The organism is Rhodococcus opacus B4 (assembly GCF_000010805.1).
GTDB classification, from domain to species: domain Bacteria; phylum Actinomycetota; class Actinomycetes; order Mycobacteriales; family Mycobacteriaceae; genus Rhodococcus_F; species Rhodococcus_F opacus_C.
This window is the reverse complement of record NC_012522.1, coordinates 78,952-93,761: the sequence shown is the minus strand read 5'-3', so window position 1 is coordinate 93,761 and position 14,810 is coordinate 78,952. Positions and strand designations below refer to the sequence as shown.

Genomic DNA, 14,810 nt, shown 5'->3' with positions numbered 1-14,810 from the left:
AGCAGCGAGCACCGACCACGAAACGAACTACGGAGAAGGAATAGTCGTGGAAAACAACCCGCAACCCGTCGTCGCGATCCAGCAGGATCGGTACACCTTCGACAACGGTCCAATGAAACTCGAACTGCGCAGTGCGCGAACAGGTATCGACCAGCTGGCGGGAGGCATTCTGCGGTTCGACGACGGTGGTGCCGGCGAGCCCTGGAAGCTTCCGTACGACGAGATGCTGTACGTGATCACGGGAACCCTCCGGCTGCGTTTCGCCGACCAGATCCTCTCGCTGGCGCCGGGCGAGGTCGCGGCCATCCCCCGCGGCGCAGAAGTGGTCTACGAGGGTGAACCCGGCACCACGGCCTTCTACGCGCTGACGCCCGCCGACTGGCACGTCGAGCATCCGGACGGACTGTAGCCGCTCCACCGAGGCCATCCCGACTCTGACGAAAGGTACCGGAGTGTATCGGACAATTCTCAGCACTCTCGATGACGCCGTGGAGCGCGAGCCCGACACTCCAGCACTGGTCTTCGAGGGCCGCACGTACACGAACGAGCAATTGAAGACCGCCGCACTCGTGCGACTCGGCGCGATCCAGGCTGCGGGGCTGCTCCCGTCCACTCCGGTCCTGGTGATGCTCGACAACACCGACGAGGCGGTCATCACCTGGCTCGCGCTCGCACTGGGCGGGTACACGGAGGTCCCGGTCAACACCGCGTACATCGGGGAGACTCTTGCGCATCTGTGCCGGGACTCCGGTGCGCCCACGATCATCACGGAAGGCCGCTTCGTCGAACGCCTTTCGTCGACTCTGCTCGGCGATGTGACATCGATCCTGCTGGTGCCGACCGGAACCGAGGCGGCCTCCGGACTCGGGGAGGAATCAGTCCTCCGGGATGATCCCTCCTCGCTGGGCAGCATCGTGGTTCGGGACGAGCTGGACGAGACCGCGGTCATGTACACCTCCGGCACCACCGGACCGTCGAAGGGCGCGGTGATCACGGAGCGTCACGCCTACACGTATGCGAGTTCCGTCGCGGAGACGATCGATCTGAAGCGCGGCGATGTGTACTACGCACCGCTGCCACTGTTCCACATCGCGGGCCGGTGGGCCGTGGTCTACGCGGCTCTCCAGCGCGGTGCGTGCACCGTGTTGGTTCGGCGCTTCAGCATCACATCGTTCTGGCAGGACGTGCGCCACCATCAGGTCACTGCGACGTTCTTGCTCGGAGCCATGGCCCAGTTCGTCCTCAGCGCACCGCCGCGCCCCGACGATGACGACAACCCGTTGGAACGGGTGCTGATGGTGCCGCTGATCGAGGGCGTCGACGATTTTCGCGCTCGGTTCGGTGTTCAGGTGGCGACGTGTTTCGGGTCGACTGAAGCCAACGTGCCGCTGGCGTCGGGATGGGACGCGGGCATCGACGACGGGGTCGGCCGGCCACGGGCAGGCTTCCGACTCAGGCTCGTGACCGCGGAGGGTGAGGACGCTATCCAAGGGGAGCGAGGTGAACTCCTGGTGTCGACCGATGAGGACGGGATCTGCCTCGCGAGGTATCACCACAATCCGGACGCGACGAGCCGGGCGGTGATCGACGGCTGGCTGCACACCGGCGACATCTTCGTTCTTGATGAGCAGGCCCGATATCACTTCGTCGACCGGCTCAAGGACGCGCTGCGCAAGCGCGGAGAGAACATCTCGACGTTCGAGGTCGAACGAGAAGTGCGATCACATCCGGGGGTCGCGGAGTGCGCGGTCGTCGGCGTGGCATCGGAGCACACCGAAGAAGACGTAGTGGCGTTCGTCCAGTTGCGCTCGGAGTCCGGCCCGGTCACGCCGCAGGAGATCCGGGAGCACGTGCTGGCACGAGCGCCGAAGTTCCTCGCACCGGACCACGTGATCCTCGTGTCGGACTTTCCGACAACTCCTACCGGCAAGATTCAGAAGTTCGAGCTCCGGGAGACCGCGCACCGCATGATGGCCGCCCCGACGGCGGCGGCGGACTGACCGGCCGGCAGGCGTGTGCGAAGGAAATCCAACAAAGAAATTCGAGGTGTCAATCGGCATGGGCAAGACCCGGGTCGTCATTGTCGGAGCGGGAGTCGTCGGACTGTCCGCCGCGCTGCAGTTGTCCGAGGCGGGAAATTACGACATCACGGTCGCCGAGACCGATCACATCGGATCGGGCTCGTCCTCGCGCTCCGTCGGAATCGTCGAGACCCAGTACATCGAGCACTTCGACATCGAGGTGCGGGCGTACGGTCACCGATTCATCCGTGCACTGGCGGAGCAGTCGGATCTGCAGTTGCACATGAACGGGTATCTGAGGCTCGCGGATTCGGATGCGACGCTCGGCCAGTACGAGCTCAGCGTGGCGCGGCAGCGGGAATGCGGCGTGGGCGACGCCCAGGTCCTCGACGTCGACGACGTCAAGGCGCTGATTCCGTTCATGGAGATGTCCGACCGCGCCGGAGCCCTGCTCGGCGCGTCGGACTTCTATCTCGACGGATACCTGTTCGCCAACCTGATGGCGGCACGCGCCCGCGACAACGGCGTCACTGTGCTGCAGCGGGCGCGAGTGCTGGAGTGTGAGTGGACCGCAGACGGTGAAGCCGAGCTGCGCACGGAGCGGGGAACGCTCCACGCGGACCTGGTCGTCAATGCCGCCGGAGCCTGGGCAGGCCGGGTCGGCGAGATCCTGGGCGCCCCGGTGACCCTTTACCCCGAACTGCATCACGCGGTGACGGTCGTGTCGAAGACCGCTGCGGCCTCCCGCATCCCGTCCGTCATGGACTACGTGCCGGGCGACGGCGCCGAGGGCGTCTATCTGCGGCCCGAGGGGGAGTCGGAGTTCTTCGCCGGACTTCACTCGGAGCAGGCGAGCCGTTCCGCGGTCGACCTCGACGACGTCCCGCTCAGTGCCGTCGACGGTGACTTCGTCGCTGCACTCGCCGAATCATTCTCGACCCGGTTCCCTGGGCTCGAGGACGCACAACTCGGTAGCGGCTGGTCCGGACTGTTCCCGATGTCATTCGACAGCCGGCCGTTGGTCGGCCCCCATCCGGCGAACGAACAGGTCATCTGTGCTCTGGGAAGTGGGGGAAACGGGATTCAGCTCTCGCCTGCGATCGGGCGGACCGTCGTCGAATACGTTCGCGGCGAACGCCCGTCGATGGCCGCCCCCGGATCGGACTGGGACCCACAGCGAATGCCGGCAAACCCCGGCGACATAGCCGGCATCCAACAATCGACACCAACGAGTGGAGTTCGAGAATGAAAGCCGAGAGTCACGGCATCGAATTCATCCCGCAGTCTGAGCGCTACGGGCATCCGCGCAGACTGTTCAGCATCTGGTTCAGCGCGAACATGCAGGTGACGACCATGGTGGTCGGTGCGTTGGGCGTGGTCGCAGGCCTGGGCCTCACCTGGGTCGTCCTCGGGCTGGTACTGGGCAATCTGGTGGGCGGCATCTTCATGGCCGGGCACTCGGCGCAAGGCCCGCACCTCGGCATACCGCAGATGATCCAGAGCCGGGCGCAGTTCGGCGTGTACGGCGCGGGGATCCCGCTCGCCGCAGTGGTGGTTGCGTACGTGCTCTTCTTCGCGGCGAACGCGGTCATGATGCGCGACGCCGTGGAACGAGCGCTTCCCGTCGGGGACAACACTGCGCTCATCCTGTTCGGCACGGTCACCCTCGTCGTCGCCTTCTTCGGATACGAGCTGATACACCGCCTCGGTGTGGTCATGGCGTGGGCGTCAGGCCTGCTGTTCGCGGCCGTGTTCGTGATCGTGTCGCTGTCCGACGAGCCGGGGGCCGCGATCGTCGAGTCGATTCCCTCGACATCGTTCTCCCTCCCGATATTCCTTCTCGTCTTCACCCAGGCGCTGTCGTGGTCGCTCGGATTCGGCCCGTTCGTCGCGGACTACTCGCGGTACCTGCCGGAGACCGTCTCGTCTCGGGCGACGTTCATGTACAGCTACGCCGGCCAGGTGCTGGGTGCTTCGATCGTGATGGTGATCGGTGCGGTGGTGACTTCGGCGGCGGTCGATGTCCAGGCGAGCCCGGCTATCGGCATCGCCGCCCTGTTCGGACCGCTCGGCTCTGTCGGTCTCATCGTGCTTCTGTTGGGCGTGGTGATGTTCAACGTCCTGTGTCTGTACAGCGGCTTCATGTCGACAGTGACGATCTTCAGCAGCATGCGCGGGTCGAACACGATCCGTCCGGGGACGAAACTGCTCATCATGTCCGCGATAGCGGCTGTCGGAACGGTTGTTGCGATCGCCACCCAGCACGACTTCTACACGTTCTTCGGTGACATCCTCGTCGCCCAGGTCTACTTCCTCGTCCCGTGGACCGCGATCAACCTCGTCGACTTCTACGTGGTGAGGAAGGGCAAATACCGGATCCGCGATGTGTTCGACCCCGACGGGACCTACGGCAGGTTCAATGTCCCCACGATCGCGATCTTCGTGGTGAGCGTCCTCGCCCAGCTACCGTTCATGAATCTGAATGTGTACCACGGGCCGGCCGCCCGATGGATCGGCGCGGACATCAGCTGCGTCGTCGGTCTGGTCGTGCCCGTCGTCCTCTATCTGGCAATGGCACGCATCGGCCGGCTCGATTCGCGAGGCCCGGCCGATGACGTGAGCGCCGAATCCTCAGCTGTTCCATCACCGTGAATCGGAGGGTCAGATGACCGAGAAATCTGAATCAACAGAGATGCTCGACCGGTATTGCGCAGTGATCAGGGAGTTGTGCGATGCTGTCGCCGCTCACGACACCGACCACATGCTCCGCTACTTCGACGACTCCTGTGTGTTCGTCAACGGCGTGGACGGACGACACACCGCGAAAGACGGGTTGGTCGAGTTCTTCCAGCAAGTCTGGGAGTCGTTCCCCGATTACGCTCCGGTGCCCGTCGAGATGCACCTGAACGGGGATGTCCTCGCGGTGATCTTCCGGACGACGGCGACTGTTCGTGTCGGGGAATCCGAGCAGATCGTCAGCTGGCTGATGACGTCGTTCTCGACGTTCGACCCGGAGACCGTCACAATCGTGCGCGACGTCTATTTCGCAGACGAAGAAGCGCTCGAAGAGACGATTCAGCGCCTTCACGAGGCCGCGACGGTCCAGTGAACACCGATACCGATTTCGTTGACGTCATCGTCATTGGCGGAGGTCTTTCCGGCCTGACCGCTGCGCGTCGTCTGATCCAGGCAGGGATCACGTCTATTCGCGTCCTGGAAGCCAAGGACCGGGTGGGTGGGAGAACGCGTCTGCGTACGCTGGGCGGCGGGCGCGTCGTCGAGGACGGCGGGCAGCTGATCGGTCCCGAGTACCACCGGCTCCAAGCGCTCGGTGAGGAACGGGGAATCGAGACCTGGCCTCACTACGACGCCGGCAAGTCCATCATCGAGCGTGATGGACGTGTCCTCGAGTTCAGCGGGTCCATGCCCTGGAGCAGCGATCCGATCGGCTCGGCAGACTTCGCCCAGTCACTGCTTCGCCTCGGACGATTGGTGAAGAGTGCACCGGCCGATGACGAACTGGGCACACTCGAGGCGGCGCGACTCGACTCGACTCGATGACGTTCATGTCCTGGGTGACACGAACCACCAAGACCGTCTTCGCCCGGACGCTGTGGAGCATCATCGGAGCGTTGACGATCGGCTCCCAGCCGGGCGAGATGTCGCTGCTGTACGTGCTGCGACATGTGCGTGCACTCGGCGGAATGGACTCGTTGTTCGCCTCACTGTCTGGTGGCAATGAACGCTCCTTCACCGGCGGCTCTGCCCGGCTGGCCGAGATGATGGCAGCCGACCTGGGAGATCGCCTCGCGGTCGACTGCCCGATCTCTTCCGTTCGCTACCACGACCAGAGTGTCGAGGTGACGACAGTCGAGGGTGAGGTGCTTCGCGCGCGTCATGTCATCATTGCGATGAGTCCGGCGGATCGTGAGTCGATCCGGTTCGATCCGCCGCTACCTGCGGCACACCGGACGCTGGGCGAACGAATGAGCATGGCACATGCGTACAAGGTGCATGTCGTCTACTCCTCGCCGTTCTGGCGCGACCGCGGACTCAATGGTTCGATCATGACCGATACCGGTCCACTGATCCTCACCTTCGACGACACTCCGCCGGATTCGCAGGAAGGAGTGATCGTCGGATTCGGTCGAGCTGACGGGGGACCGAACTGCTATCTGCCCGACGCCATGCCGTCCGATCCGGCCGAACGTAAGCGAGCGGTGCTAGCGGGCTTGGCGCGCGCGTGCGGTGAGCAGGCTATGAGCCCCACCGAGTACCACGAGTTCGACTGGACGCAGGAGCCGTACACGGTCGGATGCATCCCTGTCTGGCCGCCGGGGTTGGTCACCGCGGTGGGAGCGGGTTTTACCGACCCCGTGGGTCCGCTGCACTGGGCTGGATCAGAACTGTCACCGAGGTGGGCAGGAACGATGGAGGGTGCGATCGTTACCGGCGAGCGGGCGGCAACCGAGGTCGTCGTGCGCATGTGCACTGGTTAGCCTTGGAGAACCCCGAGTATCCGCGTCGCTGAGCGACATTCTCGTCGTCCTGGACGGTGCAGATGTCGCTGAGCGACGCGGTCCTTGTCGGTGGCCGGGCACCGACCGCGAGGCGCTGTCAGTGGCCGGTGCGGATGTTCAGCAGCGTGAGTGCTGCGACGACTCCAGCGGGGTCGCTGGCCAACGGTTTCGGCAGCAACTCGTCGATGCGCGCGAGTCTGCGGTCGATGGTGTTGCGGTGCGTGTAGAGGCGTTCGGCTGCGCTCGACCGGTTGAACCCCGCCTGAACGCAGGTCAGGACCGTCTGGTGCAGAACCGGATCCGCATCCGCGAACTCACCGAGAACGTCCAGGACGTACTGGGCCGCGAGGGCCGGGTCGGCCGACATCAGATCGACCAGCTGTACATCCTCGTATCGCACGATCGACAGTCTGGAATTGAGACGGGCCAGCAGTCGCTGAGCCGCTGCTGCATCCATGTGAGTTCGCCGGAACCCCGCGACGCTGGCAGACATCCGGCCGAAGGCCACACGGATCCCTTTGATGTGCTTGATGCGGTCCGCCACGTCCGACACCTCGGGGACGAGTCGCGACGGCATCCACAACCACAACGCTGCGGTGCCGGCCACCACGGTCAAACGTGAGACGGCGCCGCAGGCGCGCATGATCTGCTCCGCGGCCGGTTCGAGACCACCCACGTCCTCTTCGGAGTCCGCCCAGATGATGGCGCCGACATGCGACCCGGTCAACGCGTATCCCAGTTGTGCCTCCGCACGCGACGGCTCGATGTTAGATCCGTGCAACAGCAGTTCGACAGTCGCGTATCGCTGGAGTTGTGGTCCGCCGGCGAGCTCCTCGCGGACCGCTTGGATGTAGTCGGCGAGAGCGGCGATCGAATCGTCGACGAACGCGGTCAGCGAGTTCGCCGACACCTCGACCAGTTCGTGGAGGACGTCTGTGTCGTCGGTCGCGGCGAAGCACTCATTGAGCCACCAGTGCCAGGTGACCCGATGGGTCGCACGCCACGAGGCGACGTCGTCGGTGGTCAGCTCGCGCAGTACCACATCGCGAGCGTAGATCTTGATCTCCTGGCTCGCATGGGTCGGGACTCGGCGGCCCGGGTCGGCGATGTTGGAGGTCAGCCAGTGCTTGAGATTTGCGACGCTGAGGCGGGCATCGGCCTCGGCGAGGACTGGATCGGCCGCAATCTCGTGGTAGCGCGGATCAGCGAGCGACGCGGCGACAAGCTCGTCGACGACCTCGTGGTAACGGGGGATCAACGATTCGGCGATGTCGCGAATCAGGGTTCGAACGCTTTCCGACGGCGTCGGCCAGAGTGCTTCGGTCACGCGCGTGCGGCCTTTCGATTAGAACGGGTGCTCATTGACGATTGTGGCCGAGAAGTACGGCATTCGTCGGGAAAATTGCCTCGCGACCCTCCGAGGACCAGGAGGGGATGAGGATGCGTCGAACACGCAAGATTCCGGGTGAGCACGACGTGCCGTGCTCACCCGGAATCTAGTGCGGATTCCCGAACGAATCCACTGCCCGCTACTCGGCGATGTGACGTGTCCTCGACACATTGATCCTGACGACGCCGAAGAGCAGGGCGATCGCCACGGGTGCGACCCAGATCATCGAGTCCGCCGGCGCCGGCGGCGGGTTGACCAGACCGTTCGTGTAGGCCCACGTCATCGTCGCAGCACCGGCGACGGCGGCGATCCACAGCCCCGGCCGGAACTCACGCAGCCGAATCGACAGCCTGATGGCACCCACGCAGATGATCACGTAGGGCACGACCCACATATACACGAGCAGCGTCGCGTTGGGCGTGTAGGCGGAGATGATGTCGCCTGTCCAGAGCAGCATCCCGGAGATCGTCAGGAACGCGCACAACGTCATCAGCAGGACGGCGGCGGAAGGACTCTTGTGCTTGGGATGGAGGCGAGAGAACACGGAGGGCAGGAGGCCGTCCTCGGACAGTGTCATCGTGAATCGGGCGGCGTAGTTCAAGAATCCGACCAGCGAGGCGAACGAGGCCGCGGCGAGAACCAGATCTGTGGCGGTTGCGACCCCGTGACCGAGACCTGAAAGTTGAGCCAGAGCAGCCGGAGCGGAGACACCGGCGGCCAGCTCGTCGGACGTCGCGATGAGCCCGGGGACCTGCAGAATCGTCACGATCGGGAACAGGCCGCCGAGGATTACCGGCACTGCCATGATCGCCGTGGGTACGCTGTGCTTGGGGTCCTTGGTCTCGGTGGCCAGTGCCGCGCAGCTCTCGAAGCCTACGAGGAACGCGGCGCCCACCGCGATCCCCTGGAACACCGGGCCCACTTCGAAGCCGGTGAAGCTGAATTGCGTGCCGAGGTCGAGTCCGGTGTGTGCGGCACTCGCCACGGTGATGATCAAGACCAGTGGAAGGGCGATCACCGCAAGCGTGACAGCGACCATGACGGACGTGTCGAGACCCCGGATGGCGACAGCGGCGGCAAGGACCAGCGCGAGTCCGAACACGATGACCTGAGTGTCGAAGTTCAATGCGCCGTGGATGCCCCTCGCGTGGAGGAAACTGCCGACGAACACGCCGACGACGGCGGCGAGCGCCGCGACGCCGACAATGAACCCGGCGAGTAGCGACGCGGCCGTGAGATGGCGGGCCCACGGGCCGAACACTTCACCGACGTACGAGTAGAGCGAACCGGAGGCGACGTAACGGCGAGCGAACGCGATCACTGCGCGACCGATGCAGATCACACCGATCGTTGCGAGCAGCGACGACTGCCATGCATTGGTGCCGCTCGTCGTGAAGACCAAGAAGGGCACCATCGCGAACGACACTGCGGGAAAGAATGAGGCGAGGGAGAGCGACACCAGCGCGGTGGGGCTGAGACGGCCGGTGTCTTCGGCGGAGGTCTCGTCGGCGGTGGCAGCAGTTGCGGAGGAATCGGCGATACCGGCGCCCATCGACTTCGATGGGGGATTGGTAGCGGACATGTCTCGAGATCCGATCTGTGAATTGAGGCCGGCGTCGATGGGCGTGTGATGCCGGCCCTTCGGCTCTTTTTCCGAAGCCCGGAATTCGGTGATGAGCGCCATAGTGTTGATCAGATATGGCGTGCGTCTCACTATGGACTCCGGGTTGCGGCGGGGCTACGTCAACTCTCAGCCCGCGTCCGGCGCTTGTGGTGCACATTGCACAGTTGGGCTCCTTCGTTGCCTGCGATAGATCCATTGACCTGGCGTTTCATTCATTCTTGTGCGAATTGCACCGGGGCGTCCGGTAACACGATGCATTGCGGTATGGCGTCCGACACGGCTCGAGGGCCAATGTGGTGAACCACGCAGAAAGCGACTGGTTCATTTAACGCAGGAGAGGACGACATGAGCATTCCGGTAGACGACGCGGATCGCTACGACGTGGTCATCATCGGCGGCGGCATCTCCGGAATCGGAGCAGCCGCCTACATCACACGGGAGTTTCCCAAGAAGAAGGTTGCTCTGCTCGAGGCCCGTGACTCCGTCGGCGGAACGTGGGACCTCTTCCGCTACCCGGGAATTCGTTCGGACTCCGATCTGCACACATTCGCGTACGAGTTCAAGAGTTGGCGTCACGAGACTGCAATCGCGCCGACCCGGTCGTGCTGGGCGAGCGGGTGGCGGACACGGCGAGCACCGCGACAGCGATTCCCGTCAACGCGACCTCGGACCCGTCGGGCGGCCCGCTGGCGCGATCGTCGTGATTGTTCGTCACCGCCCACTTCTCTTTCCGGATCCGAGAGACGAATCTCCGCCGCTAATGACTCCAATGTATGTACTTTAGAAAATTCGCAACTAATACTTGTGCTGTCGGATTCTGGTTGGGTGGGCCCCGTCAGCCCGCGGTCTCGCCCACCAAGGCGGGAGGTGCGGGAAGGTCCTCGAGCACCTCGGCCTGCCCGGCGACCACCCCCGTCAAAATCCCGCGCGCGACGCGTAGCAGCTCGGCGATGCGGGGGGACGTCAGCGCGTAGGACACCGACAGGCCCTCGCGGCGGGCGGTGACCAGGCCTGCGCGTCGGAGGATCGACAGCTGCTGGGACAGGTTCGCCGGCTCGATGCCCACCTCGGGCAACATCTCGGAGACGGCGTGTTCGCGTTCGCTGAGAAGCTCGAGGACTCGGATGCGTGCTGGGTGCCCCAACGTTTTGAAGAAGTCCGCCTTCATCTGATACAGCGGTTGGCGCGAGTTCGCGGCCATGGCTCCTCCTGTCGTCCGGGTCGATCACGGTGCCGGCGAGATGTGTTTGGCCACTCGATGCGGCGCCGGGCCTGCTGCCTCGCCTGCAACCTACAGCGCCTGCAGATTGTGTTACTTGCGTATCTTAGCAAGTTGCTGGGGTTCGCGTTGCAGGGCCCGTTGTCACCCCGATCACGCCGACCGACTGCCCGCGCAGCGAGTAAGAACCCCCGACAACAGGATTACGAGGCACGTGCAGCCCGACGCGATCGGTGTTCGCGGTCGCCACGTGCTGCACCACCGGTGGCTCGACGAGGATGTACTGCCGGTACACGGAAAGGATTCCGTCACTCGTCGGGTTCGCACCACTGGTGACTGGGCAGGAACCGTGATCGCATGGTCAGGAGAAAACCTATCGTCAACACGAAGACGGAGGCGACGATCTTCCACCATAACGGCTGATCGGACACGACGGCCCCGACAGTCCAGCAGAGGACGCCGGCCAGGGCCAGGCCCATCGAGACCTTGTGTGTGCCGGGGTGAGCGGACGGGTTCAATCCCCGGATCAAGCCGTCGCCCAGTCCTCCGATGCCGATGAGGCTGAGTCCGGCGAAGTACAGCGCGGTGCTCACTGTGGATCCTCCGATCGTGCGGCGCAGCCCACTTACGGCATCGCCGGGTCAGGCTGCGCCACCCTGCCGCGCCGGTAGCCCCGGCCCGCGCTATCCGCCGGTGGTGAGTGATGTGGTGGTGTCGGATCCGACGGAAGTCGTCGTTCTGGGGAGTCAGTCGCCGGGCTCACCGATGTCTCCCACCGTCCCCTGAAGATGTATTCGGCCATCGGACAGCTTGTAGGTGACGCCCGCGATGGCGCAGGTACCGACCTCGATGCGTCCGGCGATGATACGTGAGCGCTGCGCAAGAAGTTCGCCGGTCTCCACCACGTGACGGACTTCGAGTTCGTCTGCGGTGCAGAGCCCTTCGCGACGTCCCGTCATCACTGACGGTGCCACGCGTTCGACGACGGTGCGAATGAATCCGTCCGGCACCGCGCCGTTGTCGAGCGCGTCGAGCGTCGCCTTCACGGCGCCGCAGCCGTCGTGGCCGAGCACGATGATGAGCGGAACGTTCACGATTTCGACGGCGTACTCGATCGAGCCGAGAACGGCGTCGTCGAGGACGTGGCCTGCGGTGCGCACGACGAACACGTCACCGAGACCCTGATCGAAGATGATTTCGGCGGCCACTCGCGAGTCTCCGCATCCGAACAACATGGCGGTGGGGTGCTGCCCGTCGGAGAGCGCCGCGCGGTCCGCGATCCCCTGGTTGGGATGCAGTGGGGTTCCGTTGACGAATCGCTCGTTTCCCTGCCGCAGGACCCTCCATGCGGACGCGGGGGTCGTAGGGTGCGGAGAATCTGTGTGCACTGAGGCCTCATTTCGTTTCGACCGCGCTGGGTACTCGTGTCGCCGCGCCGGGCCCGGATCGGGCCGAAGCTCGAACATCACTGACGAGGCCACGGCTCGGGGTGGTCCAGTACCCACCAAGCTACCCAAGTTCTTGCAGCATGCAAGGCTTAGCTTCTGCAATACTTGAGCTATGCGCAAACGCGGCGGTGACGACGAGTCGGTGAGCACGAGTCCCGAGGATCTGCGAGCATTCGAAGTCGCCACCCGAGATCTCGTGGGTGTGGCGCTGCGCAGCATCGAGGGCGGCGACGTCGACGTCACGTTGCCGCAGCTGAGGCTGCTGATGGTGCTCAGCGAGGAGGGCACAGTGAGTTCGAGTCAGGCGGCGCGAGCACTGGATGTTGCCGCATCGACGGTCACCCGCCTCGCGGATCGCCTCCTCGCCTCCGGGCACCTCAGGCGAGGCGCGGATCGATCGAATCGCAGCGTCGTCACCCTGGAATCGACGGCGCGGGGGCGCGCCGTCGTCGAGCAGGTGAATGCTCGACGGCAAGGGGAGTTACGTCGCATCCTCGACCAACTCGACCCCACCGAGCGGTCCGATTGTGCGGCCACCCTGCGTCGCATACACGAGTGCCTCGACGGAACGTCGACCCCACCCGCGCTCAGCTCGCTTTTGCGGTGAACTGCCCGCTCCTGTGGTCACCGGCTGGTGCGAACAGGTCACACGTGCGTTCCGATGGCGCATCGAGCACGACCACCGGGAACTGAAACCCGTTCTCGGACTGGACCATTACGATGAGCCCTCCTGGCTCGGCGGACACCACCACGCCGCCCTGGTCACCGCCGCCCACCTCTTCCTCGCCACCCTGCGATTGACTCACCCAAATTCGGTTCGGCAGAACCGGCCCGCTACGCCACCCGCCGCGAACGTCCACGCGCACTGATTCGTTGGGTCGGTACCTGCCGACTGTGCCACCACACCGCTTGGCGCAGCCCTACTAGGGGAGCGGGTGGGGTACGGGCCCGATCTCGATCGTCGACGACGTTGCCGCCAGGCCGATCCGGGCCCATTCCACGGTCACCATGAGCGACACCGGCGCCGGGATTCCGTCTATCCAGTACCGCGGCGTAGTGCGGAAGTCGATCAACCGCGTCGTTCCGGTCGACAGGATCGGGGCCTGGTACGGGTCGGCCTCTCCTGTGAGATCCCCGGCGCGCACATGCGTTCGGAGGAACGACCACCGCGGCGACGGATCCCCGGGATCGGTCAGCGGTCGTGTTTCATAGCGTGCCTGCTGGGCCGCGTGCCCGTAAGCGGTGAGGGCAAGACGCAGTTCCACCCCGGCCGGGTAGCGAAGAAGGTCGATGAGTTCGACGGTGATCCCGAGGCCCGCGGCGAGAACGGAACGCCCGTGAACAATACCCACCCCGCGCCATGAGGGTGGGGGTGCGGCCGGCCAGCGTCTTCGCATACTCGTCATACTTCCACTGAGACAGAACCTCGACGTGAGAATCCCATCGGAGGAGGGCTTTTCGCGTCCCACGGCACGCAAACGACGTTGGCATCCGTGCCGTGGTGTGCACGACAATTGTATCAAGCAACACCTGTACCGGGCGGTCTCACCTGTGTGCTCGGTAGTGTGAGTGGGCCGGAACGACAGTGCCTCTCAGCTATGCGACTGGTGGTGGCAGGGGGGAGTGGCACTGGAGGGGGCACCACCAGCACCAGGCGGTGGGTCATCCTGGGGATGTCGAACTTTGGGTTCCACCCTCTTCGGTGAGGCCGTCGGTAATCCGCCGAACTACCCGCGGACAGGAAACGGCACTGACCCCACCGTCTTGCGATCCTGCGAGCACGGGTCCCATTCACTCAGCGGTACGGACGCTTCTGCGCCGCGGAGTCGTGTATCACCAGGTCAATGGTGGAACAGATGACCGCGCCGCGACGCGCACGACTTCCGAGCGCAGGCGGAACTTCGCGTCCGTTGGACAACGTTTCGTGGGTGGCTCGACGGGCTGCTGTCGCACGCGTTGTCCACGAGGGCACTGGGTGCTGTCACCCTGACCGCCCGTTGTCGAGGATCACTGTGGCGGTGGCAGGGTGGACGGAAAGATGTGTGCCACCCCCGGGTCTCACTCAGCCGTGTCGCACCCGGTCGCTGTCGCCGGTGCGGCGCGGCCGCACAGACTTGTCTCCTCGGTGGTGTAGTGCTCCGCCTTCGGACTCCCAGCGGTGTTGGGCGCGCAGTGCCAGCCGGCGATCCTCGGCCTCGCGTGCACCGATCGCCAGCAGTTCGTCGGCGGTGGAGACGTCGCGCGGACTCGCCGCCGTCATTATGGTCGCGTAGGCGAAGACCGGGTCGGTGTACGGAGGGACCACCAGCAGGACCAGCCGTCCGAACTTCTCGCCGGTGATCGCCAGTGTATTGCTCGACTGGTCGCTGGAGTGTCGTAGGTCCACCGTGTTGCCTGCGTGGTCGATACGCGACGGTGCTGGCGCCCAGCCGTTCTCGTCGTAGATGATCCGGTCGATGTGGCCCAGCCGCCGCGAGAGGGCCGTGAGTAGGGCCGGAAGTTCATCGGTGAGGTGAGTCGATCGTGGCCACCAGGCGCCCTGTACGAATCCGCGGGACTGGACGGGCTTGAGCCGCAATCGCAGACCT

Annotated in this window: 16 protein-coding genes and 2 pseudogenes; 10 read left to right on the top strand and 8 right to left on the bottom strand. The window is 64.7% G+C overall.

Going from position 1 to position 14,810, the window contains the following annotated elements; translation table 11 throughout:
• The first annotated feature begins 46 nt into the window (after nt 1-46).
• The 7 genes from ROP_RS40315 to ROP_RS00475 are packed head-to-tail and all read left to right on the top strand — an operon-like array spanning nt 47 to nt 6,520.
• Complete coding sequence (locus ROP_RS40315) at nt 47-409, top strand: hypothetical protein (protein ID WP_148222425.1); 363 nt, start codon at nt 47-49, stop codon at nt 407-409.
• A gap of 43 nt (nt 410-452) precedes the next feature.
• Complete coding sequence (locus tag ROP_RS00500; protein ID WP_012687364.1) at nt 453-2,000, top strand: class I adenylate-forming enzyme family protein; 1,548 nt, start codon at nt 453-455, stop codon at nt 1,998-2,000.
• A 58-nt stretch (nt 2,001-2,058) separates the two neighbouring features.
• On the top strand, nt 2,059-3,270 hold the full coding sequence (locus tag ROP_RS00495; protein ID WP_012687363.1) for an NAD(P)/FAD-dependent oxidoreductase: 1,212 nt from the start codon (nt 2,059-2,061) through the stop codon (nt 3,268-3,270).
• On the top strand, nt 3,267-4,673 hold the full coding sequence (locus tag ROP_RS00490) for a purine-cytosine permease family protein (RefSeq protein ID WP_012687362.1): 1,407 nt from the start codon (nt 3,267-3,269) through the stop codon (nt 4,671-4,673). The genes ROP_RS00495 and ROP_RS00490 overlap by 4 nt, the downstream gene beginning before the upstream one ends.
• Nucleotides 4,674-4,686: 13 nt before the next feature.
• The gene (locus tag ROP_RS43690) at nt 4,687-5,130 is read left to right on the top strand and encodes a nuclear transport factor 2 family protein (RefSeq protein ID WP_012687361.1); all 444 of its coding nucleotides are present in this window, start codon (nt 4,687-4,689) and stop codon (nt 5,128-5,130) included.
• Nucleotides 5,127-5,582: an FAD-dependent oxidoreductase gene (locus ROP_RS00480; RefSeq protein WP_012687360.1), complete on the top strand. Its 456-nt coding sequence runs from the start codon at nt 5,127-5,129 to the stop codon at nt 5,580-5,582. Before ROP_RS43690 ends, ROP_RS00480 begins: the two co-directional genes overlap by 4 nt.
• Nucleotides 5,579-6,520, top strand: coding sequence for a flavin monoamine oxidase family protein (locus ROP_RS00475; protein ID WP_012687359.1), 942 nt, complete (start codon nt 5,579-5,581; stop codon nt 6,518-6,520). The genes ROP_RS00480 and ROP_RS00475 overlap by 4 nt, the downstream gene beginning before the upstream one ends.
• A 118-nt stretch (nt 6,521-6,638) precedes the next feature.
• On the opposite strand, the gene ROP_RS00470 is transcribed toward ROP_RS00475, so the two are convergent.
• Nucleotides 6,639-7,868, bottom strand: a complete 1,230-nt coding sequence (locus tag ROP_RS00470; RefSeq protein ID WP_012687358.1) for a PucR family transcriptional regulator — start codon at nt 7,866-7,868, stop codon at nt 6,639-6,641.
• Between the two features lie 202 nt (nt 7,869-8,070).
• Nucleotides 8,071-9,513 (bottom strand): APC family permease, encoded by a 1,443-nt coding sequence (locus ROP_RS00465; RefSeq protein WP_012687357.1) that lies wholly within the window; start codon nt 9,511-9,513, stop codon nt 8,071-8,073.
• Between the two features lie 387 nt (nt 9,514-9,900).
• Between ROP_RS00465 and ROP_RS40830 the strand changes: the two are divergent.
• Nucleotides 9,901-10,146: pseudogene (locus ROP_RS40830) on the top strand (FAD-dependent oxidoreductase); the annotation flags it as partial.
• Here the strand turns inward: ROP_RS40830 and ROP_RS43120 are convergent.
• The 4 genes from ROP_RS43120 to ROP_RS00450 all read right to left on the bottom strand — a co-directional run bounded on the left by ROP_RS43120 (nt 10,115) and on the right by ROP_RS00450 (nt 12,162).
• Nucleotides 10,115-10,270, bottom strand: coding sequence for a hypothetical protein (locus ROP_RS43120; protein ID WP_158306498.1), 156 nt, complete (start codon nt 10,268-10,270; stop codon nt 10,115-10,117). The pseudogene ROP_RS40830 and the gene ROP_RS43120 sit on opposite strands and share 32 nt — an antisense overlap.
• Nucleotides 10,271-10,390: 120 nt before the next feature.
• On the bottom strand, nt 10,391-10,756 hold the full coding sequence (locus ROP_RS00460) for an ArsR/SmtB family transcription factor (protein WP_012687355.1): 366 nt from the start codon (nt 10,754-10,756) through the stop codon (nt 10,391-10,393).
• A gap of 326 nt (nt 10,757-11,082) precedes the next feature.
• Nucleotides 11,083-11,367, bottom strand: a complete 285-nt coding sequence (locus ROP_RS00455; RefSeq protein ID WP_012687353.1) for a hypothetical protein — start codon at nt 11,365-11,367, stop codon at nt 11,083-11,085.
• A gap of 153 nt (nt 11,368-11,520) precedes the next feature.
• Nucleotides 11,521-12,162, bottom strand: coding sequence for a carbonic anhydrase (locus ROP_RS00450; protein WP_012687352.1), 642 nt, complete (start codon nt 12,160-12,162; stop codon nt 11,521-11,523).
• 172 nt (nt 12,163-12,334) lie between these two features.
• Here ROP_RS00450 and ROP_RS00445 point away from each other — a divergent pair, with 172 nt between their 5' ends.
• Together ROP_RS00445 and ROP_RS43875 are read left to right on the top strand one after the other, a co-directional pair.
• Nucleotides 12,335-12,829, top strand: coding sequence for a MarR family winged helix-turn-helix transcriptional regulator (locus ROP_RS00445; RefSeq protein ID WP_012687351.1), 495 nt, complete (start codon nt 12,335-12,337; stop codon nt 12,827-12,829).
• A gap of 52 nt (nt 12,830-12,881) precedes the next feature.
• Nucleotides 12,882-13,091, top strand: a pseudogene (locus ROP_RS43875) (hypothetical protein); the annotation flags it as partial.
• Between the two features lie 54 nt (nt 13,092-13,145).
• Here the strand turns inward: ROP_RS43875 and ROP_RS00435 are convergent.
• On the bottom strand, nt 13,146-13,574 hold the full coding sequence (locus ROP_RS00435) for a hypothetical protein (RefSeq protein WP_012687349.1): 429 nt from the start codon (nt 13,572-13,574) through the stop codon (nt 13,146-13,148).
• Nucleotides 13,575-14,284: 710 nt separating this feature from the next.
• Nucleotides 14,285-14,800 (bottom strand): DUF5994 family protein, encoded by a 516-nt coding sequence (locus ROP_RS00430; protein WP_043823968.1) that lies wholly within the window; start codon nt 14,798-14,800, stop codon nt 14,285-14,287.
• Nucleotides 14,801-14,810: the final 10 nt, after the last annotated feature.